The organism is Nitrosomonadales bacterium, assembly GCA_016716325.1.
Classification (GTDB): domain Bacteria; phylum Pseudomonadota; class Gammaproteobacteria; order Burkholderiales; family Gallionellaceae; genus Gallionella.
The window spans coordinates 212,443-234,506 of record JADJWO010000001.1 but is presented as its reverse complement, the minus strand read 5'-3'; the positions used below and the strand labels follow the sequence as shown (position 1 = coordinate 234,506).

The following is a 22,064-nucleotide window of genomic DNA, read 5'->3' as shown; positions in this document are numbered from 1 at the left end:
TGATCAGAATTCCATCATGGCACTCGTTGCCGTCTGCGGAAACTTCTCCGCTGCCTCGGGACGGGGAAGTCCCTTTCATTCGTTGGGCACTGCTATGAATAAGTGGAAACGCTGGGTTCTGATTGCTGCAATTCTCACTGCTATTGCCTATCCTGGAGCGTGGTTGATGGTGCAACAGTCGGATGCATATATTGATGCCGAGACTTTCATACGCACCGATCCTCAAGTGGTCGAAGCTATTGGCACTGTCCGAAAGGTGTCGTTGTCACCGTTCGGGTATTCCCTCAGATACTCGGGTGCAAATGGGGATGCCTCTTTTGAGCTAACAGTGGAGGCTGAACGAGAATCGGCATCCGCATTTGTCGAGCTTCAAAAATGGGGAGTGTGGGAAGTTAAATTCGCCCGCCTGATACGCGCTGACAAGAAGTTCATTCAATTGGTGCCGCAACCATGAAGCCCAACCCATCATTCAAGCGGGACGCGCTACCGCGCGCCCCTTAATTTAACTACAAGGGCTTCCCCAAATTCTCAAGCGGTTTTGATTTTCTATTTCATTGCCATTCTCCGTTTCGTTTCAATTCGCGCTGCTTGCATCGTGCGAGAAGGTGAAGGACTGCTAAACTACAAACGGTCATGTTGGGCTATCGCCCGGACCCTGATGAAAGACGCGCGCCGGGGCCTCAATCGTTAGTCGGGTTTAACTTCTCCCCATGAAGCTAACCAGGCTCTCCCGGCGCGGGTCCAACCCGCTTCACATCAACGCTGGCAGTGCATCGGTGATTCCTTGTCGCCGCACGGCGGCGCTTCTGTCCTTTCAGGTTTCTTCTTTCTGGCAGACGGTTTTGTTTTTTTTTTCAGACCGTGCCCGGTTCCAGTTTGAAATCTTCGCCGTACCTCAGCACCGCCCACGCCAGCCTCGCATTCTTCGCCGCGATTGCGATCACCGCACGCCAGTAGCCGCGCCGTTCCTGCAATGATCTGGCCCAGCGGCTGAAACGATCCTGTTTGTCGCCGAGGCTGTTGAGCACGGCGCGTGCGCCCATGACGAGCAGGCTGCGCAGGTAGTTGTCGCCGGCTTTGGTGATGCGTCCGAGGCGCGCCTTGCCGCCACTGCTGTATTGGCCGGGCACAAGGCCGATCCATGCCGCCACCTGGCGTCCGCTGTTGAAGTCGTGTCCACTGCCCATGCTGGCGAGCAAGGCGCTGGCGGTGGTTGGGCCAATGCCGGGGAGTTTCATCAGGCGCTTGCTGCGTTCGTCATCGCGTGCGGCCTGGGCGATGGCGCGGTCGTATTCGGCAATGCGTTCATCCAGCCGGTCGGCATGGGTGAGCAGGTCGGCTACGCAACGGTTGGCGTAGCCCGGCAGGTCTTCCAGATGCGCGCCGATCTCGCGGCGCAGGCAGGCCACTTTTTGCGGCAGGACGATGCCGAACTCGGCGATGAGGCCGCGCAGGCGGTTGTAGCTGGCGGTGCGTTCTTCGACGAATCCCTGTCGGGTGCGGTGCAGACACAGGATGATCTGTTGGTGTTCTTCTTTGATCGGGACAAACAGCATGGCCGGGCGCGTGACGGCTTCGCAGATCGCTGCGGCATCTGCCGCATCGTTCTTGCCGCGCCGGCCTGTCATGCGGTAGGGCGCAACGAACTTCGGGGCCATCAGTTTGACGGTGTGTCCGTGTTGCCGGAACAGCCGCGCCCAGTGGTGCGCACCGGAACACGCTTCCATGCCGATCAGGCAGGGTGGCAGTTGTGCGATCAGCGGTAACAAGTCCGCGCGTGAAACTTTCGGTTTGACCAATACTGGCTTGCCGTTATCATCTACGCCGTGCACGGCAAATACGTTCTTGGCGAGATCGATTCCTACGGTGATAATGTTCATGGACTTCCCCTTTCGTGGTGTTGATGAAATGATCAGAATTCCATCATGGCACTCGTTGCCGTCTGCGGAAACTTCTCCGCTGCCTCGGGACGGGGAAGTCCCTTTCATTCGTTAGCCCTTGCGAATGAGGCGGATCAGCAAATATCTCTTGCTTTGCCAAGCCCCTATTCTGGGGTATTTCACCCTTCTGGGCCTTCTTCTAGGCGCTGGGGCAATGCTGCCCGCCCTAACAGGCAGCTTCTCCAAAGAGCATTTGAGCGCATTCGTTGCAGGAGTAACTATTCTTTTGGCACTTCTGGCCGGATGGAGAATTTGGTTCTGGGTAATGGCGGACGGTCCAGCCGAGCGTAGGCCAATACATGCAATCTGGTGGCTATTTGCCACCCTTGGCTTGTCGTCAACCCTGCTCTCCCTCCTGCTGCCACCGATTTCACGTCTCGTATACGCCGCCATTTCAATGCCGTACCAAGAATTGTTTGAGCTTGGCGTATTTTTCATCCCGTCTGCGCTGCACATAGTCTTCGAGATATGGTGGCAACGGCGGGCTAACCAATCATTCAAGCCGACGCCGCAAAGCGGCGCGGCTTAATTCAAACGTTATGCGCACTAATCGTACTCATCCGCAATGCCCAGAATGCAAGAAGACTATTTCTTTTTTGCAAGGAATGGCAATGTGGAATCCGTGGAATGTGTCTTGCCCTGCGTGTAAATCCACCCTTGAAATGTCTTGGGTTTTAAAGGTCTCTGGCGTTCTTTCAGTACCCGTCGGGCTGGCGCTGGCTGGTGTTGCCATTTACATGGAGGAAATGAAACGGTGGACTACAAGTGATAGCTTGGTTTACTTTGCTATCGTTTTCACTATTTTGATAGCAATCGGTTACTTCCTTTGGCCAAAAACTAAGCTATATGCAAAACGCAAAGTCGCATAACCCTGCGGTCAAGTTCGCCCTTCGGGCTGGGTCTGCGCTAAAGCGCAGCCCCTTACCTTCACGTTGGGCCTCTGTCAGAGGGTCTTCCAGATGATCTTGCGCATCATGTCTTTACTCTTGCTGTGTACTTTTTGTACTACGGCAATGGGTTTTACCTCTCGCACAGAAAGCCAGATCGAAGATGTTGCACTTCACGATGGGAGACATATCAAAGTAGAGCGCACGGCTCAATGGGAGACCGAATTTCGCATTTTTCATCCAATCACTGGTATTTTGCCGCGTTTTGAATCAAGTGGCCCTTCGTACCACCTCAAGTTTAAGCATCCAGACACGCAGGAAACAATTACCTGGCAAGGTGAGTTGCATTACACGCCAGTGCTTCTGGATATTGTGAGTGGCGTTCCATATCTTGTTATGTATGGCTTTACTTCCAAGCAAACAGAGGCAATTTATGGCTGCCCTGAGCTTCCGTACTTTTACCTAAAATACAAGTCGGGATTCTTTGGGAAATGGGTCGCGATTCCTGTTGAGGAGGCTCCTGACGTGCTGCGGGTAGCTAATCTTCCTAATCCTGACGGTTTATTCCAAGAAGATATTCCGAGAACATACGAAGAGTGGAATTACAGGTACAAAAATGAACACCGAAATGAAAGAAAGGTTGGGGATTGCCGACCGCCACTGCAACCACTTCCAGATGTTCCTCTGCCCAAGCCTGTAGATGTTGAATTAGAAACCGTTGAGAGCACTGTCTACATCGTAAAGAGTGCGGATGAAGGCAACAAATACCGGTGGGGAAAAAAAGGAACATTGATTCGCGCTAATTGTTTTACCTTATTCCGGCCTCCCAAGCCGGAAAATCTCATGCTCGGCGAACGATTCGTTAAAGATCCAACTGGAAGTAAAAGGCTGCCATATTCTGGGCCATCCCCTCTTCCATTGGGAATGCTAGAAACGAGAACCGAACGTTACTGCGATGACAAATTTGTCTGGTTTGTTGCTGGACATGAAGAGCTTGGAAAAACGATCATTACGAAATACTCAATCTCTGGTGATTTTATTTACAACACTCGAATATCTAATCCGAAGAATACGGATGGGAGAAGGTTTGCCGGGAAAATGGTGCTTGATTCGCTCACTACTGAAAACAATTTCTTCTATTTTTATTGGAACCAAGATATCAAAAGACCAGATGATCAGTCACTGGAATACCCAAACCGTATGTTGAAGCTCCGGTTTCGTGAGCCGATTAATGAAGCCGCCTCAAAGTGAACGAAAGCCCAACCCGACATTCAACCCGGACTCCGCAAAAGCGCGGAGCCGGTTAATTTTACGTTAGATAGCAAACATGAGCTTGATTGAGTTTGTTTTTGATGCCCTTTCGTACCCCTCACTTTGGATAGGTATTGCTCTGGGTATTTTGGTAGCAAGTATTGCGTGGTATCTACTACCTGAAACGTTTGATCGTGCATCATTCGCAGGTTGGGCTGTGGCTATCGGCTTTATTGGCGGTCTAGTTTTTTCTTTTCCATCCAAGGATCAAAAGTGATGCTATCTAACCCTACGGTCAAGTTCGCTCCGCTTCGCTGCGCTGGGACTGCGCTAAAGCGCAGCCCCTTACCTCCACTACAAGGGCTTCCCCAAATTCTCAAGCGGTTTTGATTTTCTATTTCATTGCCATTCTCCGTTTCGTTTCAATTCGCGCTGCTTGCATCGTGCGAGAAGGTGAAGGACTGCTAAACTACAAACGGTCATGTTGGGCTATCGCCCGGACCCTGATGAAAGACGCGCGCCGGGGCCTCAATCGTTAGTCGGGTTTAACTTCTCCCCATGAAGCTAACCAGGCTCTCCCGGCGCGGGTCCAACCCGCTTCACATCAACGCTGGCAGTGCATCGGTGATTCCTTGTCGCCGCACGGCGGCGCTTCTGTCCTTTCAGGTTTCTTCTTTCTGGCAGACGGTTTTGTTTTTTTGTTCAGACCGTGCCCGGTTCCAGTTTGAAATCTTCGCCGTACCTCAGCACCGCCCACGCCAGCCTCGCATTCTTCGCCGCGATTGCGATCACCGCACGCCAGTAGCCGCGCCGTTCCTGCAATGATCTGGCCCAGCGGCTGAAACGATCCTGTTTGTCGCCGAGGCTGTTGAGCACGGCGCGTGCGCCCATGACGAGCAGGCTGCGCAGGTAGTTGTCGCCGGCTTTGGTGATGCGTCCGAGGCGCGCCTTGCCGCCACTGCTGTATTGGCCGGGCACAAGGCCGATCCATGCCGCCACCTGGCGTCCGCTGTTGAAGTCGTGTCCACTGCCCATGCTGGCGAGCAAGGCGCTGGCGGTGGTTGGGCCAATGCCGGGGAGTTTCATCAGGCGCTTGCTGCGTTCGTCATCGCGTGCGGCCTGGGCGATGGCGCGGTCGTATTCGGCAATGCGTTCATCCAGCCGGTCGGCATGGGTGAGCAGGTCGGCTACGCAACGGTTGGCGTAGCCCGGCAGGTCTTCCAGATGCGCGCCGATCTCGCGGCGCAGGCAGGCCACTTTTTGCGGCAGGACGATGCCGAACTCGGCGATGAGGCCGCGCAGGCGGTTGTAGCTGGCGGTGCGTTCTTCGACGAATCCCTGTCGGGTGCGGTGCAGACACAGGATGATCTGTTGGTGTTCTTCTTTGATCGGGACAAACAGCATGGCCGGGCGCGTGACGGCTTCGCAGATCGCTGCGGCATCTGCCGCATCGTTCTTGCCGCGCCGGCCTGTCATGCGGTAGGGCGCAACGAACTTCGGGGCCATCAGTTTGACGGTGTGTCCGTGTTGCCGGAACAGCCGCGCCCAGTGGTGCGCACCGGAACACGCTTCCATGCCGATCAGGCAGGGTGGCAGTTGTGCGATCAGCGGTAACAAGTCCGCGCGTGAAACTTTCGGTTTGACCAATACTGGCTTGCCGTTATCATCTACGCCATGCACGGCAAACACGTTCTTGGCGAGATCGATTCCTACGGTGATAATGTTCATGGACTTCCCCTTTCGTGGTGTTGATGAAATGATCAGAATTCCATCATGGCACTCGTTGCCGTCTGCGGAAACTTCTCCGCTGCCTCGGGACGGGGAAGTCCCTTTCATTCGTTAGGCAAAAGATGCAAGGTATAGCTTTCTATGCAGAGTTGTTAAGTTTTCTTTCTCTTGCAATAAGCGCGCCATCAGCTTTGTTTTGTTTAATGACAGCGCTGTTAGATCGTGACTTCATGAGACTCAAAAAAGTACTCTTGGCAATTGCTTTGTGGACTGCCCTATTTTTCTTGTGGAGCAAAATTATTCCGAGTGGCGAGGTTCGTGCAGTTCAGTACTCCGGCATCGCAGGAATAGTTCAAATTCTGTTTTTTTCCGCGAACATGTTTTTTTTGTGGTATTTCGTGAAAGTTCTGAGAGAGCAGCAAAGTGGTTCAAGTTAAAACCAAGCCTAACCCTACGCTCAAGTTCGCTCCCTTTGGTCGCTGGGACGCGCCTTCGGCGCGCCCCTTACGCATACATAACTACCGGGGACGGAGCCCAATTGAAAAATGAATAGGGCTGTCCCCATGACGCTGGCGATGACCAGTCCGTCTTGGCGCTCCATTATTGTGACAGGTCTGCTTGCGGCGATATCCCTGATGGCGCCGGTTCCCGCCTATTCAGCCGGAGAAGATGTCCCGAAGAGCGAACGTGCCGCCTGTTCGACCTGCCTGGCCGACGCCGAACAGGTCGTCGAGCTGATCGAACGATCGAGGACGCTCCGGGACAAGATCCCGGCGTTTGTGGACGAAGCAGGCAAGGCCATCGATGCGCACCACGGTGCTTTGCCTGCGGCCTACTCCGTGCGCATCGCCAAGGCGATAGCGGAAGCCAATACCATACGCACCTCGCTTTTCCAGCACGCATTGCGCCACCGCAATGCCCTTTACCGGATGGACGACGGCCTGTCGGATGGCGACCGGATCAATTCCATCCTGGTCTCGATGTCGGCCGCCCTGACCCTGTTCGACAATATGCAGTTCGTGCAACAGCAGCTCGCCGGCAATTATGTGCTGCGCGACAAGCTCAACGAGGCGTATCCGGAAGCCGGCACGGAGGGCAACTATTACGATGATTCCTTGCTGCGCGCCAATTCGCTGACATATCGCGCCGCCATGCTCGACGCGATCCGATTTTTCCATGAAAACGAGAAGACCATCGCGTACCACATGAGCCATGCCGACAAGAACATCAGGACACTCTATGAGTATGTCGAACATAGCCCGTCGCGCAAGAGCCTGGGAGGCGACTCCGCATTCCGCCAGATCAGCGACCAGCTGGGCATCTTGCTGCAACGTTCTGTAGTCGGCTCGATCCGGCAGGTGGGCAAATTGAAATTCCTCACTTCGCAGGTGGTGGGCAATACCCTGGGCATGGTGCGCTGGCGTAACGGAAAGCTGAAGAACGACCGCGAGTTTCTTGCGCTGCTGTCCGCGAACCTCCAGCCGGGGGATATCCTCCTGGAAAAAACGCCCTTCGCGCTGACCGACAAAACCATCCCCGGACACTTCGGACATGCGGCGATCTACATCGGGACGGCGAACCAGTTGCGCAGCATCGGCGCGCTTGATCTGCCGCTGGTCCAGCAGCATATGGAGCGGATCGAGTCCGGCCATGTGGTGCTGGAAGCCCTGCGCGGCGGCGTCGTGCTCAACACCCTGGCGCAATTCATGAATATCGACGACATCGCCGTATTGCGCCCCCGGCATCTGTCGCAGGAATCCCTGCGGGAATCGATTTCGCTGGCGCTGAGCAACTACGACAAGCGCTACGATTTCAACTTCGACGTCAACACCACTGAAACCATCGTCTGCTCCGAACTAGTGTATGCCACCTACCCGCAGATCGACTTCGTCACCAGGCAGGTATTCTCCAGCTTCACCATCTCGCCCGACGACATCGCCCGCCTGTCCTCCGGCGACCCCGCCGATCCGCTCGAACTCACGTTTTTCGCCCACGACGGCAAACTGGTTTACCCGAAAGAGAGCGACTCTGCCGGGATAGCACTCTTCCGGAAACTGGTTGGATTGAAAGAAAAACAACGGCAGGCGCTCGTTACGGACGAATGAAGGAGAACAGCAGGCGGCATCGTTCAGGAACTTCCCGCTTCCGCTCCCGATGGCGGCCCGAATCTCCGAACCGACTCATCATGACAAGCGCGACTCATTGAAGCATTGAGCGCCAATAACATATTTGTTACTATCGTCCGTGACCTACACCATCACCTACTACAACGAAGCCTTGCAAGCAGAGATCATGACATTGCCTGCAACACTGCAAGCGCGCTACATCGGCTTGACGGCAAGAATGATGGTTTATGGTGCCAATCTCGGCAGTCCGCATACCGAAGCATTTGGTGGCGGATTGTTCGAGCTGCGGCTGAAAGGTGCGGAAGGCATCGCCCGCGTGTTTTATTGCACACTGATCGGCAAGCAAATCGTCATGCTGCATTGCTTCGTGAAAAAATCGCAGAAGACACCGGTCAGCGAACGCAAAATCGCCGAAGCGCGAATGAAGGAGATCAAGAAATGAAAACCAAAACCATGACGCACGAACAGATGGTCGCCAAGATGCTGAAAAATCCAGCCGTGCGCGCCGAACACGACCAACTCAACCGCGAAGAATTCGCCATTCTCGACGAAATCCTCGCCGCCCGAAAAGCCGCCGGATTATCGCAAGCACAAGTGGCCGAACTCATGGGCACCAAAGCCCCCGCCATCGCAAGACTCGAAAGCGCCCTGGCCACAGGCAAACACTCTCCCAGCTTGAGCACCCTGCGCAAATACGCCGCTGCACTGGGAAAGCGCGTAGAAGTGCATCTGGTTTGAACGGGCATGGAAAGTTTGCCGCCCCTCATGCTCAACTTGCCACGCCCGTTTCCCTCACCTCAATCCTCTCCCGCAAGCGGGCGAGGAGGCAAACGATACGCTACGCGTATTTCACGTTAAACGACGCAATGCAGGCGGCAGCCTGAACCACCGAACCGACTCACACCACGAAAAAGGTGGCCACCCGGTCGCCTTTTTCATCGCCCCCTGCCCGCACATTCCGGAGCCGATGCCGGGGAGTTTCATCAAACGTTTGCTGCGTTCATGCGATAGATCTCTCGCGCCAGTAGGTGACAATAGGCACACATCGCAGTAAACTTGCCATATGAAACCATTTCGCTGGAATCCTGCTAAAAATGAGGCGCTGAAAGTTGAGCGTGGCATTTCGTTTGAGGTGATCGCACTTGCGATTGAGGCCGATGGTTTACTGGATGAATTACGCCACCCGAATACGACAAAATATCCAAACCAGTCCGTTCTTGTCGTGGCGTTTGATAACTATGTTTACTTGGTGCCTTACGTTGAAGAGCCGGATCACTATTTCCTGAAAACAGTGATCCCAAGCAGGAAGGCCACCCGTGACTATTTACTTAAGGAGTAACCGAGATGAAAAAACTTGATGCATTTGAGAAAGAGATTCTGGATGCCTACGAAAAAGGTGAACTCAAATCCACCTCTCCGTCGAAAGCCAAATTGGCAAAATTCAAAGCCGCCGCTACAGCTACTTTTCTCAAAGAAAAACGGGTCAACATTCGCCTGTCCACGCCCGACCTGATGGATATTCAAGCCCGTGCACTCGAAGAAGGTATGCCATACCAAACATTGATAGCCAGCGTACTTCACAAGTTTGTGTCCGGCCGGCTTGTAGAATCACCGTCCAGTCTAACCCGACATTCAACCCGGACTCCGCAAAAGCGCGGAGCCGGTTAAACGGTAATTGGCGCGTTACGTTCGAGTTTGAAAACGGCAACGCATTAATTTTGGATTACGAGGATTATCACTAATGACTATGCACAATCCACCCCATCCTGGCGCATTTATTCAAGAGGTTTACCTTACGCCAAACGAGATCAGTTGCAGGGAGCTTGCCCTTAAATTGGGCGTTGCCGCCTCGACTCTCAATCGCGTTCTGAACGAAACCAGTGGCGTGAGTCCTGAAATGGCTCTTCGCCTTTCAAAAGCATTAGGGCACTCACCTGAAAGCCGGTTGACGATGCAAGACAATTACGACTTATGGCAAGCCAAGCAGACTGTGGACTTGAAAAAAGTCCGCAAGATTGAGTTCAGATATGCCTAACCCTGCGCTCAAGTTCGCTCCGCGTTGCGGCGCTGGGACTGCCAAAGCACAGCCCCCTACTATTACGTAGGCCCTACCCTTCCCGCTTCTTCAGCACCCGCCATATCCACCAGCCGAACCAGGCGAACAGGGCCACTCCGCTCACCAGCGGCCAGTGTGCCGGCCGGTTCCATTCGCTTCGCTTCTGTTCGCGCTGCGCCACGTCCACGCGCCAGTATTTGAGTTTGTTGTTGGCCATGATGTTGGGTTTGATGTTGTGCAGCCAGCCGTGTTGCAGCACGTAGTTCTTGGGATGGAACCCCCACAGCCAGGGTGAATCGCGGCGCAGTATTTCCTGCATGTCGTTGATGATGGCCTGCCGTTCCGGGCCGTTGTCCATGTTCTTCATCTGTTCGAACAGCCGGTCGTAGGCGGGGTTGCTGTAGTTCGCCGCGTTCTCGCCGCCGTATTTGACCTTGCCCTGCGGCCCGTGCAGCAGGAAGAAGAAGTTCTCGGGGTCGGGATAGTCGGCGTTCCAGCCGAAGTAGAACATCTGCGTGTCGCCGCGCCGTATCTTGTCCTGAAAACGGTTGTAGTCGGTGCTGCGCACGTCGAGCTGCACGCCGATCTTGTCGAATTGCTTGCGCATCCAGTCCAGTCGCGATTTGTTGCCTACACCGCTGGCTGTGGTGTCGAGGTGGATGACCAGCGGTTGCCCGGTCTCGGCATCCACACCGCCGGGATAGCCGGCTTCGGCCAGCAAGCGCTTGGCCGCTTCGATGGGTTTGCGTTTGGGTAATCCACGAAAGGTTTCAGGTTTTGTCATTCCGGGCTTGGCCCGGAATCCAGCGTTTTTATCTGACTGGATGGCCGTACCTCGAAACTCGCCATTCGTGGCTCGTTTTCCCGCTTGCGCGGGAATGACAGCCTCCGGTTCCATAGTTTCGCCGATACAGTCGTACACATATCGATTCAAACCCTCGCAGCCCCCGCGATGCCCGAAGATGCCGGGCGGCAGGGGCGACTGCGCGGCGATGCCGCGCCCGTTGGCGAAGATGGAGATGAATTCCTCGAAGTCCACCGCGATGGCGATGGCGCGACGCAGTTTGCGGGCACGGTCTGCACTGTCACATCCATCCCTCTCCCCGCCCATCTCCCGTTGGGAGAGGGAGTCAGGACAATTGCCACCCACCACCGGGTCGAGCCAGTTGAAGCCGGTGTACATGGTGGAGGTGGAGACGGAGGTGGAGAGGGTGATGCCCTGCTCCTTCATCCCGTCGGTGACATTGGCCTCGCCGCTGACGCTGACCTGCACCGCCTGGTCGAAGCTGTCGGAGCTGATGCCGGAGGCGTCGTAATAGCCCTGCAGGAATTTGTTCCAGTAGGGGATGGTCTCTTTCTCCAGCGAGTACACGATCCGGTCGATCAGCGGAAGGGGCTTGCCGGCGTCTTGCAGCAGGCCTGCCGCCGCATCGCCCGGCTCGCCCTCCGCCGGATACTGCTCGCTGTCGTAGTAGGGATTCTTCGTCAGCACCATGCGCCGGTTCGGGTCGTTCTCGGACAGGTAGTACGGCCCGCTGCCGATCGGCCACCAGTCGAGTGTGAGATTGCGCTCCTTCATGCCCGGTTGCGCATAGAAGCGTTCGGCTTCCTGGGGCATCGGCGCGAAGAACGGCATCGCCAGCCAGTAGGCGAACTGCGGGTATTTCCCCTTGATGGTGATGCGCAAGGTGGTGTCATTCACCACTTCCACACCGGGCAGCGGAATAGTGTTCAGGTCAAGGAATGTGTCCGGATGCGCTTGCAGTTCGGTCTGCAAGCGCCCGGCGTATTCCTTCAGGCCGTCGATGTATTCCATCATCACGCCGGCGATGGGGGTGTGCAGTTGCGGGTGCACCAGCCGCTTGATCTGGTAGGCGTAGTCGGCAGCGGTGACGCTGCGCGTGCCGGTCTTGTCGAAATCTGCGAGACCGTGGATGCCGTCCAGTTCCGCTTCGCCGAGTTTGAGATTGTCCGGCACGAAAGCCGGGTGCGGCTGGTAGCGCATGCCGGGCTTGATGTGCAATTCATACACGCTGTAGGCGATGTGTGCATCCGGTGTGCCGGGTGCCAAGGGGCGGCGCTCCTTGTCGAGATGGGTGATCTGCGGCATCGCACTCGCGGCCAGCGGCACCAACTGGTACGGCCGCTTCAGGTAGTGGTATTGCAGCGGCGGCGCGTAGATGTGCGCGAGGAATTCGTATTCGTTCTCGCTGTAGGCCTGCGCCGGATCGAGATGCTTGGGCCGTTCGGTGAAGGCCGTATACAGGATGGAGCTTCCCTGCTCTTCCGCCGGATAGGGATCGTTCCACCCGCCTCCACCGCAGGCGGAAAGCAGCAGGAATGACAGCGCGGCGAGCAGGGATTTCATGGCGCAAGAGTTTATCCGAAAGGCCGCGCTTCGCGGTAACATAACGCGACAACATTGAACGGATGCGGAAGATGGATCAGGACTGGCAGGATTTTCTCAAGGCTCGCGGCGCGCGCATGGAAGATGGTGTGGTGCGCGATTTCGGCGACGCAGCGGCAGAGCGCCTCGCGGCAGGCGAAGGCACGGTGCTGTGCGACCTGTCGCGGTTCGGCCTGTTGCGGGTGGGCGGCGAGGATGCGCAGTCCTTCCTGCAGAACCTGCTTTCCAACGATATCCGCGAGACGGATAACGGGCGCGCGCAGCTTTCCAGTTTCAACAACGCGAAGGGACGCATGCTGGCCAGCATGCTGATCTGGCGCGAAGGCGCCGATTACCTGTTGCAGATGCCGCGCGCGCAGTGCGAGTTCATCCGCAAGAAACTCTCGATGTATGTGCTGCGTTCCAAAGTGAAGATCGACGAGGCGGGCGATGAGCGGGTGATGCTGGGCATCGCCGGCAAGGGGGCCGCCGACCTGATGCGTTCGCTGTTCCCCGACTTGCCCGGTGAACCGATGCAGGTCGAGCAAGCGGTGAATGAGGCCGTGCTGTGCCGCGAGCCCGGCCGTTATCAGGTCGTCACGTCCGCATCGCGCGCAGAGACGCTGTGGGCCGCGCTCGCCACGCAGGCGACGCCCGTCGGCTCGCCCTGCTGGGACTGGCTGGAGATCCGCGCCGGCATCCCGTTCGTGCAACCGGAGACGCGCGAGGCTTTCGTGCCGCAGATGCTGAACTTCGAACTCATCGGCGGGGTGAACTTCAAGAAAGGCTGCTATCCCGGACAGGAGGTGGTGGCGCGCATGCACTACCTCGGCAAAGCCAAGCGCCGCATGTACCTTGCGCATGTCGATGGAGAATCTGCGCCACAGGCAGGCGATGAGTTGTCGAGTGCAGAGATGGAAGGCCAGTCATGCGGCGTGGTGGTCAACGCCGCACCTGCGCCGCAACAGGGTTTTGATCTGCTCGCCGTGGTACAGACTTCCAGCCACGACGCCTTTCCAGTGCATCTTGCCGGACTGACCGGTCCGCGCTTGCGGTTCCAGCCGCTCCCCTATCCATTGCCGCAAGGGTGACGCAACTCGCGGATGCGTCACGAAAGGGCGTTTATTTCTTGGGCGGGATGCTCAGGATGAATTTGACCAGAGCCTTCACGTCAGCCGGGGTCACATATTTCGGATCGCTTGGCGGCATGGGCATCCTGCCCCATCCACCGAAACCGCCTTCGGTCACCTTTTGTATCAGATAGTTGGTGGCATCCGGAGATTCCCGGTAGCGGTCCGCGATATCCCGGAAGGATGGCCCGAGATATTTTCCGTCAATCCGGTGACAAGCCATGCAGCCGTCGTCTTCGGCGATCTTCGGCACTTCAACCGCGCCGGCAATCGTTACTGAAGACAACAAGGCCCCCGCAACCACAATCTTCACCGCCATATTCATGCGCATCATCATAATCCCTTCCAAAAATGGCAGATATCTGAACAATCCACGTTCCCGACTGACCCATTCGCTCCGACTTGCCGACATCCGCATGGCGATTCTGGCAGTTCGGGAGTCTTTCTACAACCGCAATATCATCTTGATATGCGGCAGGTCGGCATCCATGAAAACCTCTCCCTGTTCGATAAAGTCAAAACTGCGATAAAAACGCAGCGCTTGTGTCTGCGCATCCACGTCGACCTGCTTGTATTCGTGGGTACGCGCATGATCGAGCAGCGCTTCCATGATCGCCGTGCCGACTTTCCGCTTGCGCCATTGCGGCATGACCGCGATACGTCCGATGTGGCCGTTTGCCAGCATCCGCCCGCAACCGACGGCTTCGCCCTGCTGGCTGAGCGCCAGCGCATGACGGCACGTCTCGTCATGTTCATCCCACTCCAGCTCTTCCGGGACACCTTGTTCGCGAATGAAGACCGCTTCGCGGATCGACCTCAGCAAAGGCTCGCCGTCGTGCCACGAGACCAGGCTGACTGTAAATGGATTACTCATGAATTCCCCTTCCGTTCATGCAAGGATCTCGACTTTTGTCCCCGTTGCCACCGCATCGAACAAATCGAGCAGGTCCGCATTGCGCATGCGGATGCAGCCGTGCGAAACGGGTGTGCCAACCATCTCTTCTTCCGGCGTGCCGTGGATGTATATATAGCGGCGCATGGTATCGCTTTCTCCGAGCCGGTTAAAGCCCGGCTCGCAACCGGACAACCACAGGATGCGCGTCAGGATCCAGTCCCGCCCCGGATGCGACGCTCCGAGCGCCGGCGTATAGATCTCCCCGGTCGGGCGGCGGCGCACGAACACCGAATTCACCGGCTGCCCGGCGCCGATCCTGGCGCGGATGACATGTCTGCCGCGCGGCGTGCAATGGCTGCCGCACAATTCCCCCGCACCGTTCGCGGCCGTGGATATCGCATAGGAACGGACCGGCTTTCCCGCATCGTCCAGCAGTTCCATTCGCTGACTGGCAATGTAAATGTTGATCTTCATTGCACCTTCTGCTGCGCGCGGCGCCGGGCGAAGAAATCACTGAGCAATTTGCCGCATTCGTCGGCCAGCACGCCACCTTCGATGCGCGCGTGATGGTTCAGACGCGGATCGGTGAACAGGTCGAGCACACTCCCCGCCGCGCCCGTCTTCGGATCACGCGCACCGAACACCACGCGACCGATGCGCGCATGAAAGATCGCGCCGGAGCACATCGCGCAGGGTTCCAGCGTCACGAACATCTCGCAGCCGACCAGACGATAATTGCCGAGACGTTGCGCCGCATCGCGCAATGCCATCATCTCGGCATGCGCGGAAGGGTCGTGACGAGAGATCGGCGCGTTATAGCCACGCCCGATGATCTCGCCGTCCTTCACCACCACCGCGCCGACCGGCACCTCGCCGGCAGCCTGTGCCTGGCCGGCAAGTTCCAGGGCTTGTCGCATGTAATCGCCATCGGTCATCTGGTTCGGCTCGCTCGAAACGGGCAGCAACCGTAGCACAACCGCGCCCGTTTGACGAGACTGCCATAACGCTTGCCTTTGCCGGGTTTTTTGACAAGAATGGCGCATCTTTAGCGAGTCCCTTCCATGTCAGAAAACACGGTTGCAGATTTTTCCCTCCCCGCCACCGGCGGCCAGACCTTCACCCTCTCCGCCGCGCGCGGCAAGCATCTGGTGATCTACTTCTACCCCAAGGACAACACCGCGGGTTGCACCACCGAAGCGCAGCAATTCCGCGATCTGTACGCGGAATTCGGCAAGGCGGGTTGCGAGGTCGTGGGAATCTCGCGCGACAGCATCAAGTCGCACGAGAATTTCAAGGCAAAGTTTTCCCTGCCATTCGAGTTGCTGTCGGATGCGGAAGAAACCGCATGCGGACTGTTCGGCGTGATCAAACAGAAGACCCTGTACGGCAAACAGGTGCGCGGCATAGAACGCAGCACCTTCGTGTTCGACCGTCGCGGCCTGTTGCGCCGCGAATGGCGCGGTCTCAAGGCCGACGGACACGCGCAGGAAGTGCTCGATTTCGTTACAACCCTCAACTGAAGGAACGCCATGTCACCCTCCCCAAACAGGAAGCCGGCCAAAGCGGCAAAAGGAACCGACACCAAGCTGTTCGTGCTGGATACCAACGTGCTGCTGCACGACCCGACCAGCCTGTTCCGCTTCGAGGAACACGACATCTGCCTGCCGATGTTCGTGCTGGAAGAGCTGGACAACAAGAAGAAAGGCATGACCGAAGTCGCGCGCAACGCGCGCCAGGCCAGCCGCTTCCTCGACGAGATCGTCAGCGATGCGCCGCACAACATGGAAGCGGGCATCGCACTGGAATCCGCCATGCACAAAAGCAGCACCGGACGGCTGTTCCTGCAGACCAGTTTCGTCAAGCACGAGCTTCCGCACAACCTTGAACTGGGCAAGGCGGACAATGCCATCCTCGGCGTGGTCATGGGCATGCAGAAGCAGCACGCCAACCGCCCGGTGATCCTGGTCAGCAAAGACATCAACATGCGCATCAAGGCGCGCGCGCTGGGACTCGAAGCGCAGGACTACTTCAACGACAAGGTCCTCGAAGATACCGATCTGCTCTACACCGGCGTGTTGTCGCTGCCGGCGGACTTCTGGGAACGGCATGACAAGGACATGAAGTCCTGGCAGAAGGAAGGCCATACCTACTACCAGATAAGTGGTCCGCTGTGCGCGGCGCTGTTCGTCAACCAGTTCGTCTACAAGGAAGACGACACGCCGTTCTATGCCGTGGTGCTGGAACAGGACGAAAAGACCGCGCTGTTGCGCACCCTCACCGATTACACGCACAGCAAGAACAACGTGTGGGGCATCACCGCGCGCAACCGCGAACAGAATTTCGTGCTCAACCTGCTGATGGATCCGGAGATCGATTTCGTCACGCTGCTGGGCCAGGCAGGTACCGGCAAGACGCTGCTGACCCTGGCGGCCGGCCTGTTGCAGACACTGGAGAACAAGCTGTACTCCGAGATCATCATCACCCGCGTGACGGTGCCGGTCGGCGAGGACATCGGCTTCCTGCCCGGCACGGAAGAGGAAAAGATGACGCCGTGGATGGGCGCGCTGGAAGACAACATGGATGTGCTGAACAAGTCCGACGAGGAAGGCGGCGACTGGGGACGCGCAGCCACGCGCGACCTGATCCGCTCGCGCGTCAAGGTCAAGTCGCTGAACTTCATGCGCGGCCGCACCTTTTTGAACAAATACGTGATCATCGACGAAGCGCAGAACCTGACGCCAAAACAGATGAAAACGCTGATCACGCGCGCCGGCCCCGGCACCAAGGTGGTGTGCATGGGAAATATCGCGCAGATCGACACGCCTTACCTCACCGAAGGCAGTTCCGGCCTGACCTATGTGGTGGACCGCTTCAAGGGCTGGGAACACAGCGGACACGTCACGCTGTTGCGCGGCGAACGCTCGCGCCTCGCCGACCATGCGGGAGAAGTCCTATAACAGACCTGACCAACAAGCCGGATGCCGAGTGGCGCGACGAACTGACGCCGGAGCAATACCGGATATGCCGTTGCTCGGACACCGAACCGCCGTTCAGCGGCGCATACTGGGATTGCCACGATGCGGGCATCTACCGTTGCGTATGCTGCGGCAGTGCCCTGTTCGATTCCACGGCGAAATTCGATTCCGGTACCGGCTGGCCGAGTTTCCGCCAACCGCACGAACCGGCAAATCTCGTCGCGCGGACCGATACCCGCCACGGCATGCAGCGCGTGGAAATCTGCTGCAAGCAGTGCGGCGCGCACCTCGGTCACGTGTTCCCGGACGGCCCGCAACCCACTGGATTACGCTACTGCATCAATTCCGCCGCGCTCGCGCTGGACCGGGAATGACCCGCCAGAAATCATTACACGAAGGTATTGGCAGGGACGGGCTGTTCCTTGCCCGATCCGCAAAATCGCGGGAGTGCTCAACGAGATTCAGCCCCCATACAATTTTTGTTTCAGCGCAAATGATCGGTTCGATGCGGGTAATCGGTTAGAATTTCGCGCCTTCAGTGTATTTTCCCGTGGACCTCATTACTTTTTAACAACCTGACGCTGCCGCCATGAAACTGCTGTTCGACCTGTTCCCCGTCATCCTGTTCTTCATCGCCTTCAAGGCGTTCGACATCTACGTCGCCACGGCGGTGGCCATCGCCGCGACGGTCGTGCAGATCGCCTGGATCCGGTGGCGGCACGGCAAGGTGGACACCATGCTGTGGGTGAGCTTTGCCATCATCGCCGTGTTCGGCGGCGCCACGCTGTTCCTGCACGACGCGACCTTCATCAAGCTCAAGCCCACGGTGCTGTACTGGCTGTTTTCCACCATCCTGCTGTTCTCCAGCCTGCTGTTCGGCAAGAACCTGATACGGTCGCTGCTGCACGAGAAGATCGCCCTGCCGCTGCACGTCTGGCACCGCCTCAACCTGTTGTGGAGCCTGTTCTTCGCCGTGCTGGGCATCCTCAACCTGTACGTGGCGTTCAATTTTTCCGAGGAAGCCTGGGTGAACTTCAAGCTGTTCGGCTTCACCGGTCTGATGGCGGTATTCATCCTGGCGCAGAGTGCATGGCTGGCGAAGTACGTGGACGAAAAGAAGGAAAACAACTGATGCTTACCCCCTCCTCGGCCTCCCCCCGCAAGCGGGAGAGAAAACAATCGTACAGGTGCTTATGATGTTATACGTGATCATCGGCCAGGACATCCCGGACAGTCTGGACAAACGCCTGTCGGCGCGTCCCGCCCATCTGGCACGCTTGCGGTCGTTACAGGATGAAGGAAGATTGCTGCTGGCCGGTCCCTTCCCGTCCGTGGATGCGATCGACCCGGGCGGCGCGGGGTTTACCGGCAGCCTGATCGTTGCCGAATTCGACTCGCTGACCGCTGCGCAAAGCTGGGCGGACGCCGATCCTTACATGGCGGCGGGTGTTTATGCGCAGGTCGACGTCAAACCGTTCAGGAAGGTCTTCCCGGCATGAGCGGCCGTATCGCCGCCATGCAGGCTCGTTTGGCCGTGCTGGAGCCGGTTTCCCTTGAAATAACGGACGAAAGCCACCAGCACGCCGGGCATGCCGGAGCCCGGGAGGGGGGAGGACATTTTTTGTTACAAATCACCTCCGCGCAGTTCGTCGGCAAGAGTACTGTCGCGCGCCACCGTATGATATATTCCGCGCTCGGCGAAATGATGAGGCGCGAGATTCATGCGCTCAACATTCAGGCGCATACGCCGGATGATATCTGATCGTATGTTTTTTATTTTTAAAAAAGGAAACACAATGTTGAAAACCGGTAAATTCGCAGCACTGGCAATCCTGGGCGCACTGATGATCAACCCGGCTTTTGCCGAAGACAAATCCGCCGCCATGGTGAACGGCGTCTCGATCCCGCAATCGCGTATCGACCTGCGCGTCAAGGCGGCCGCCGCACAAGGCCAGGCCGACAGCCCCGACCTGCGCAAGGCGATCCGCGAGGACATGATCAACATGGAAGTCATGGTCCAGGAAGCCGCAAAGCTCGGCCTCGACAGAAACCCGGAAGTGCAGCAACAGATCGAACTGGCCAAGCAGTCCGTGTTGGTCGGCGCATTCGTGCAGAACTACGCCAAGACCCACCCGATCGGCGACGATCAGCTCAAGGATTCATACGACAAGCTGAAGGCCAAGCTGGGCAACAAGGAATACAATGCACGCCATATCCTGGTTGAAACCGAAGGAGAAGCCCGGGACATCATCGCGCAACTGGGCAAGAAGGCCAAATTCGAAAAACTGGCTGAAAAATCCAAGGATGCCGGCTCTGCAGAACGCGGCGGTGAATTGGGCTGGACGGTACCGGGCAACTTCGTCCCGCCTTTCGCCAATGCACTGCTCAACCTGAAGAAAGGCGAATACACCAGGGAGCCGGTGCAGTCCCAGTTCGGCTGGCATGTCATCAGGCTGGATGACGTGCGCAACCTGAAAGTCCCCGCGTTCGAGGAACTCAAACCGCAGCTCCAGCAACGTTTGCAGCAGCAGGCCATCCAGGGCGTCATCACCGACCTGCGCGCAAAGGCCAGGATCGAATAACGATACGCTCCTGCAACACCCCAGAAGGGACGCCATCGGCGTCCCTTTTTCATTTCAGTTTCCCCCTGTCAGATCTCACGCTGTCATCATTTCGACACTACTAGACAACTTCCCGTCACGCCATCAGATAAAGTCACGACCCAGATTCTTCAGGCAACACAGAATGGAATGATATTCATGTTTTGTTTTAATGCATTACAAAAAGACTTAACGAACGGGCATGAATCATGCTTATACATATAAGGTTTGGACTAGATAAATTAGAAAATATCAATGAAGTCGGGTATAATCGCGCGCGTTTTGGATGTGATCTTACTTATGCGAGGGGTATTTGGAAGCTTGTTTGGAATCGTTACGCCATGGACCAATGACAACCGGATCGGCATGACACGCATGCTGCGTGCTGACAACCGCTCCGGACACACCTTCCGCACAAACCTGCCCGGTCTGTGCGGTTTTGTGCTTTTTGTCGTATCGCAATTCGGTCATGCAGCCACGCCTTCCGGCACCACGATCTCCAACCAGGCCTCGATATCCTACACGGTCGCCGCATCAGCGCCGCTCACCGCAACCAGCAACGTCGCGTCGTTCCTGGTGGACAAGAAAGTCAACGTGCTGGTGGCCGCCGGAACGGTCACCTCCGTGAGCGCCGGACAATCCGGCGCGGTGATCGCCTTCCCGGTCACCAACCTCGGCAACGACCCGCAGGGCATCGTACTGGCCGCCGCACCGGCCACCGGCAATCCGGCAACCGGCGGCAGCGCACCGTTCACCGCCAACGATTTCATCGCGACCGGGCTGGTCGCCTATGCGGACTCCAACAACAACGGCCTCTACGAACCGCTGCTCGATACCGCCACGACCATCCCCAGTCTGGCCGCCGGCACCTCGCAGAACGTGTTCGTCGTCGGCGACATCCCCGCCGCCACCCCGCTCAACCAGCAATCGGTCGTCAGCCTGGCTGCCGCCGCCGTCGAGGCCGCCACAATGGCCACTCTGGTCGCCACGGCAGGCGCGGATACCGCCGGTGTGGACGTGGTGTTCGTCGACAGCGCCGGCATGGCGGCGGGAGATGTCGCGCGCGATGCGATGCATTCCGCATACGGCGCCTACCTTGCCGATGGCGTGAACGTGGTGCTGACCAAGAGCGTGCTCAGCGTGCTCGACCCGCAGGGCACTGCCGTGGTCATGCCCGGCGCCGTGCTGACCTACCGGATCGCGGTAACGGTTTCCGGCACGGGCACCGTTACCGGCCTGACCATCACCGACCCGCTGCCCGCCAATACCAGCTACGTGCAACAAAGCATCGCGGTGAACGGCGTCGCCAGAACCGATGCCGCCGATGCCGACAATGCACAGCTCGTCGCCGTACCCGTACCAACCGTTTCCGTTTCGCTGGGGAATGTTGCCGCCCCGGCGAATTTTGTCATCACCTTTCGCGCAACGATCAACTGAAGGAGGCCGCCATGCGTATTTCCCGTTTACTGTCCACCGCCAACCTGCTCGTCCTGCTGTGCGGCTTTTCGCTCGGCGCGCAAGCGGCGGATGGTGCCATCAAGGTCAAGAGCGTCGCCGAGATCGAAGTCACAATGGTCGCCAAGGACGGCAAGAAGACCGTCAAGCGCGCCTCTCCCGATAAGGCCGTTCCCGGCACCGAGGTGATCTTCACCAACACCTTCGAGAACACCGGGGACAAGACGGCCAGCGACATCACCGTCGAGAACCCGATCCCGGCCAACACCGAATACGTTGGCGGCAGCGCGTTCGGCAAGGACTGCGTGATCCTGTTCTCCGTGGATGGCGGCATGCATTACGGCTATGCCGAAGACCTGAAGATCAAGGATGAAAAAGGCAACGCGCGCAACGCGCTGCCCAGGGAATACACCCATATCCGCTGGACCTACAAGGGACAGCTGGCTGGCGGCAAATCCGGCGAAGTCGGTTTCCGCGCAACGATCAAATAGGAGGCGGCCGTGAATATCTTCCAGTCGAGTTATCCCGGTCGTTACCTGATGCCCGAACCCATGACGGATCCCCCGAGGATCCGTTCACTGTTTTACAGGAGGTGCCTGCTCACAGGATCCGGACCTCCATGAAAGACAGCGATC

27 protein-coding genes are annotated in these 22,064 nt (G+C 57.5%); 20 read left to right on the top strand and 7 right to left on the bottom strand.

Annotated features, from left to right (window positions below; genetic code table 11):
• Positions 1-16 precede the first annotated feature (16 nt).
• Complete coding sequence (locus IPM27_01025; protein ID MBK9160151.1) at positions 17-454, top strand: hypothetical protein; 438 nt, start codon at positions 17-19, stop codon at positions 452-454.
• Between the two features lie 400 nt (positions 455-854).
• On the opposite strand, the gene IPM27_01020 is transcribed toward IPM27_01025, so the two are convergent.
• Positions 855-1,880 carry an IS110 family transposase gene (locus IPM27_01020; protein MBK9160150.1) on the bottom strand — a complete coding sequence of 342 codons (1,026 nt, stop codon included), beginning with the start codon at positions 1,878-1,880 and terminating at the stop codon, positions 855-857.
• Positions 1,881-2,004: 124 nt separating this feature from the next.
• On the opposite strand from IPM27_01020, the gene IPM27_01015 reads away from it, so the two are divergent.
• The 3 genes from IPM27_01015 (at position 2,005) to IPM27_01005 (ending at position 4,355) form a co-directional block, all read left to right on the top strand.
• A complete protein-coding gene (locus IPM27_01015; GenBank protein ID MBK9160149.1) occupies positions 2,005-2,469 on the top strand; it encodes a hypothetical protein in 465 nt (154 codons plus the stop codon).
• Positions 2,470-2,899: 430 nt separating this feature from the next.
• Positions 2,900-4,078: a hypothetical protein gene (locus IPM27_01010; GenBank protein ID MBK9160148.1), complete on the top strand. Its 1,179-nt coding sequence runs from the start codon at positions 2,900-2,902 to the stop codon at positions 4,076-4,078.
• A gap of 76 nt (positions 4,079-4,154) precedes the next feature.
• A complete protein-coding gene (locus IPM27_01005; GenBank protein MBK9160147.1) occupies positions 4,155-4,355 on the top strand; it encodes a hypothetical protein in 201 nt (66 codons plus the stop codon).
• Between the two features lie 425 nt (positions 4,356-4,780).
• Here the strand turns inward: IPM27_01005 and IPM27_01000 are convergent, their stop codons facing one another.
• Entirely contained in the window at positions 4,781-5,806 is a 1,026-nt protein-coding gene (locus IPM27_01000; GenBank protein MBK9160146.1) for an IS110 family transposase, read from the bottom strand.
• 545 nt (positions 5,807-6,351) lie between these two features.
• On the opposite strand from IPM27_01000, the gene IPM27_00995 reads away from it, so the two are divergent.
• The 6 genes from IPM27_00995 (at position 6,352) to IPM27_00970 (ending at position 9,967) form a co-directional block, all read left to right on the top strand.
• Entirely contained in the window at positions 6,352-7,911 is a 1,560-nt protein-coding gene (locus tag IPM27_00995; protein ID MBK9160145.1) for a hypothetical protein, read from the top strand.
• A gap of 139 nt (positions 7,912-8,050) precedes the next feature.
• Positions 8,051-8,374: a type II toxin-antitoxin system RelE/ParE family toxin gene (locus IPM27_00990; protein MBK9160144.1), complete on the top strand. Its 324-nt coding sequence runs from the start codon at positions 8,051-8,053 to the stop codon at positions 8,372-8,374.
• 11 nt (positions 8,375-8,385) lie between these two features.
• Complete coding sequence (locus IPM27_00985; GenBank protein MBK9160143.1) at positions 8,386-8,670, top strand: helix-turn-helix transcriptional regulator; 285 nt, start codon at positions 8,386-8,388, stop codon at positions 8,668-8,670.
• A gap of 325 nt (positions 8,671-8,995) precedes the next feature.
• Positions 8,996-9,271 carry a BrnT family toxin gene (locus tag IPM27_00980; GenBank protein MBK9160142.1) on the top strand — a complete coding sequence of 92 codons (276 nt, stop codon included), beginning with the start codon at positions 8,996-8,998 and terminating at the stop codon, positions 9,269-9,271.
• A 5-nt stretch (positions 9,272-9,276) separates the two neighbouring features.
• The gene (locus tag IPM27_00975) at positions 9,277-9,600 is read left to right on the top strand and encodes a hypothetical protein (protein MBK9160141.1); all 324 of its coding nucleotides are present in this window, start codon (positions 9,277-9,279) and stop codon (positions 9,598-9,600) included.
• 73 nt (positions 9,601-9,673) lie between these two features.
• A complete protein-coding gene (locus IPM27_00970; protein MBK9160140.1) occupies positions 9,674-9,967 on the top strand; it encodes a HigA family addiction module antidote protein in 294 nt (97 codons plus the stop codon).
• Positions 9,968-10,040: 73 nt separating this feature from the next.
• On the opposite strand, the gene IPM27_00965 is transcribed toward IPM27_00970, so the two are convergent.
• Positions 10,041-12,356, bottom strand: a complete 2,316-nt coding sequence (locus tag IPM27_00965) for an ABC transporter substrate-binding protein (protein MBK9160139.1) — start codon at positions 12,354-12,356, stop codon at positions 10,041-10,043.
• Between the two features lie 71 nt (positions 12,357-12,427).
• Between IPM27_00965 and IPM27_00960 the strand changes: the two genes are divergently transcribed.
• The gene (locus IPM27_00960) at positions 12,428-13,465 is read left to right on the top strand and encodes a folate-binding protein YgfZ (protein MBK9160138.1); all 1,038 of its coding nucleotides are present in this window, start codon (positions 12,428-12,430) and stop codon (positions 13,463-13,465) included.
• Between the two features lie 31 nt (positions 13,466-13,496).
• Here IPM27_00960 and IPM27_00955 read toward each other — a convergent pair whose 3' ends face one another.
• From IPM27_00955 to tadA, 4 genes are all read right to left on the bottom strand, one after another.
• A complete protein-coding gene (locus tag IPM27_00955; GenBank protein ID MBK9160137.1) occupies positions 13,497-13,841 on the bottom strand; it encodes a c-type cytochrome in 345 nt (114 codons plus the stop codon).
• Positions 13,842-13,949: 108 nt separating this feature from the next.
• On the bottom strand, positions 13,950-14,378 hold the full coding sequence (locus IPM27_00950) for a GNAT family N-acetyltransferase (protein MBK9160136.1): 429 nt from the start codon (positions 14,376-14,378) through the stop codon (positions 13,950-13,952).
• A 15-nt stretch (positions 14,379-14,393) separates the two neighbouring features.
• Entirely contained in the window at positions 14,394-14,873 is a 480-nt protein-coding gene (locus tag IPM27_00945) for a L,D-transpeptidase (protein ID MBK9160135.1), read from the bottom strand.
• On the bottom strand, positions 14,870-15,334 hold the full coding sequence (tadA, locus tag IPM27_00940; protein ID MBK9160134.1) for a tRNA adenosine(34) deaminase TadA: 465 nt from the start codon (positions 15,332-15,334) through the stop codon (positions 14,870-14,872). Before tadA ends, IPM27_00945 begins: the two co-directional genes overlap by 4 nt.
• Before the next feature lie 126 nt (positions 15,335-15,460).
• Here tadA and IPM27_00935 point away from each other — a divergent pair, with 126 nt between their 5' ends.
• The 9 genes from IPM27_00935 to IPM27_00895 all read left to right on the top strand — a co-directional run bounded on the left by IPM27_00935 (position 15,461) and on the right by IPM27_00895 (position 21,920).
• Positions 15,461-15,919 (top strand): peroxiredoxin, encoded by a 459-nt coding sequence (locus tag IPM27_00935; protein MBK9160133.1) that lies wholly within the window; start codon positions 15,461-15,463, stop codon positions 15,917-15,919.
• Between the two features lie 9 nt (positions 15,920-15,928).
• Complete coding sequence (locus IPM27_00930) at positions 15,929-17,356, top strand: PhoH family protein (GenBank protein MBK9160132.1); 1,428 nt, start codon at positions 15,929-15,931, stop codon at positions 17,354-17,356.
• A complete protein-coding gene (msrB, locus tag IPM27_00925) occupies positions 17,353-17,748 on the top strand; it encodes a peptide-methionine (R)-S-oxide reductase MsrB (GenBank protein ID MBK9160131.1) in 396 nt (131 codons plus the stop codon). The genes IPM27_00930 and msrB overlap by 4 nt, the downstream gene beginning before the upstream one ends.
• Positions 17,749-17,963: 215 nt before the next feature.
• Positions 17,964-18,506 carry a septation protein A gene (locus IPM27_00920; protein MBK9160130.1) on the top strand — a complete coding sequence of 181 codons (543 nt, stop codon included), beginning with the start codon at positions 17,964-17,966 and terminating at the stop codon, positions 18,504-18,506.
• A gap of 64 nt (positions 18,507-18,570) precedes the next feature.
• Positions 18,571-18,873, top strand: coding sequence for a YciI family protein (locus tag IPM27_00915; GenBank protein MBK9160129.1), 303 nt, complete (start codon positions 18,571-18,573; stop codon positions 18,871-18,873).
• Positions 18,870-19,136 carry a BolA family transcriptional regulator gene (locus IPM27_00910; protein ID MBK9160128.1) on the top strand — a complete coding sequence of 89 codons (267 nt, stop codon included), beginning with the start codon at positions 18,870-18,872 and terminating at the stop codon, positions 19,134-19,136. Before IPM27_00915 ends, IPM27_00910 begins: the two co-directional genes overlap by 4 nt.
• A 34-nt stretch (positions 19,137-19,170) precedes the next feature.
• Entirely contained in the window at positions 19,171-19,956 is a 786-nt protein-coding gene (locus IPM27_00905) for a peptidylprolyl isomerase (GenBank protein MBK9160127.1), read from the top strand.
• Positions 19,957-20,295: 339 nt separating this feature from the next.
• Entirely contained in the window at positions 20,296-21,411 is a 1,116-nt protein-coding gene (locus IPM27_00900; GenBank protein ID MBK9160126.1) for a DUF11 domain-containing protein, read from the top strand.
• 11 nt (positions 21,412-21,422) lie between these two features.
• Positions 21,423-21,920 carry a DUF11 domain-containing protein gene (locus IPM27_00895; protein ID MBK9160125.1) on the top strand — a complete coding sequence of 166 codons (498 nt, stop codon included), beginning with the start codon at positions 21,423-21,425 and terminating at the stop codon, positions 21,918-21,920.
• The last annotated feature ends 144 nt before the right edge of the window (positions 21,921-22,064 follow it).

What these genes read in the sequence shown, in the direction of transcription:
- IPM27_01025 (MBK9160151.1), top strand. Translation starts at nt 17, where the DNA reads ATGGCACTCGTTGCCGTCTGCGGAAACTTCTCCGCTGCCTCGGGACGG.
- IPM27_01020 (MBK9160150.1), bottom strand. Translation starts at nt 1,880, where the DNA reads ATGAACATTATCACCGTAGGAATCGATCTCGCCAAGAACGTATTTGCC.
- IPM27_01015 (MBK9160149.1), top strand. Translation starts at nt 2,005, where the DNA reads ATGAGGCGGATCAGCAAATATCTCTTGCTTTGCCAAGCCCCTATTCTG.
- IPM27_01010 (MBK9160148.1), top strand. Translation starts at nt 2,900, where the DNA reads ATGATCTTGCGCATCATGTCTTTACTCTTGCTGTGTACTTTTTGTACT.
- IPM27_01005 (MBK9160147.1), top strand. Translation starts at nt 4,155, where the DNA reads ATGAGCTTGATTGAGTTTGTTTTTGATGCCCTTTCGTACCCCTCACTT.
- IPM27_01000 (MBK9160146.1), bottom strand. Translation starts at nt 5,806, where the DNA reads ATGAACATTATCACCGTAGGAATCGATCTCGCCAAGAACGTGTTTGCC.
- IPM27_00995 (MBK9160145.1), top strand. Translation starts at nt 6,352, where the DNA reads ATGAATAGGGCTGTCCCCATGACGCTGGCGATGACCAGTCCGTCTTGG.
- IPM27_00985 (MBK9160143.1), top strand. Translation starts at nt 8,386, where the DNA reads ATGACGCACGAACAGATGGTCGCCAAGATGCTGAAAAATCCAGCCGTG.
- IPM27_00980 (MBK9160142.1), top strand. Translation starts at nt 8,996, where the DNA reads ATGAAACCATTTCGCTGGAATCCTGCTAAAAATGAGGCGCTGAAAGTT.
- IPM27_00975 (MBK9160141.1), top strand. Translation starts at nt 9,277, where the DNA reads ATGAAAAAACTTGATGCATTTGAGAAAGAGATTCTGGATGCCTACGAA.
- IPM27_00970 (MBK9160140.1), top strand. Translation starts at nt 9,674, where the DNA reads ATGACTATGCACAATCCACCCCATCCTGGCGCATTTATTCAAGAGGTT.
- IPM27_00965 (MBK9160139.1), bottom strand. Translation starts at nt 12,356, where the DNA reads ATGAAATCCCTGCTCGCCGCGCTGTCATTCCTGCTGCTTTCCGCCTGC.
- IPM27_00960 (MBK9160138.1), top strand. Translation starts at nt 12,428, where the DNA reads ATGGATCAGGACTGGCAGGATTTTCTCAAGGCTCGCGGCGCGCGCATG.
- IPM27_00955 (MBK9160137.1), bottom strand. Translation starts at nt 13,841, where the DNA reads ATGATGATGCGCATGAATATGGCGGTGAAGATTGTGGTTGCGGGGGCC.
- IPM27_00950 (MBK9160136.1), bottom strand. Translation starts at nt 14,378, where the DNA reads ATGAGTAATCCATTTACAGTCAGCCTGGTCTCGTGGCACGACGGCGAG.
- IPM27_00945 (MBK9160135.1), bottom strand. Translation starts at nt 14,873, where the DNA reads ATGAAGATCAACATTTACATTGCCAGTCAGCGAATGGAACTGCTGGAC.
- tadA (MBK9160134.1), bottom strand. Translation starts at nt 15,334, where the DNA reads ATGACCGATGGCGATTACATGCGACAAGCCCTGGAACTTGCCGGCCAG.
- IPM27_00935 (MBK9160133.1), top strand. Translation starts at nt 15,461, where the DNA reads ATGTCAGAAAACACGGTTGCAGATTTTTCCCTCCCCGCCACCGGCGGC.
- IPM27_00930 (MBK9160132.1), top strand. Translation starts at nt 15,929, where the DNA reads ATGTCACCCTCCCCAAACAGGAAGCCGGCCAAAGCGGCAAAAGGAACC.
- IPM27_00920 (MBK9160130.1), top strand. Translation starts at nt 17,964, where the DNA reads ATGAAACTGCTGTTCGACCTGTTCCCCGTCATCCTGTTCTTCATCGCC.
- IPM27_00915 (MBK9160129.1), top strand. Translation starts at nt 18,571, where the DNA reads ATGTTATACGTGATCATCGGCCAGGACATCCCGGACAGTCTGGACAAA.
- IPM27_00910 (MBK9160128.1), top strand. Translation starts at nt 18,870, where the DNA reads ATGAGCGGCCGTATCGCCGCCATGCAGGCTCGTTTGGCCGTGCTGGAG.
- IPM27_00905 (MBK9160127.1), top strand. Translation starts at nt 19,171, where the DNA reads ATGTTGAAAACCGGTAAATTCGCAGCACTGGCAATCCTGGGCGCACTG.
- IPM27_00895 (MBK9160125.1), top strand. Translation starts at nt 21,423, where the DNA reads ATGCGTATTTCCCGTTTACTGTCCACCGCCAACCTGCTCGTCCTGCTG.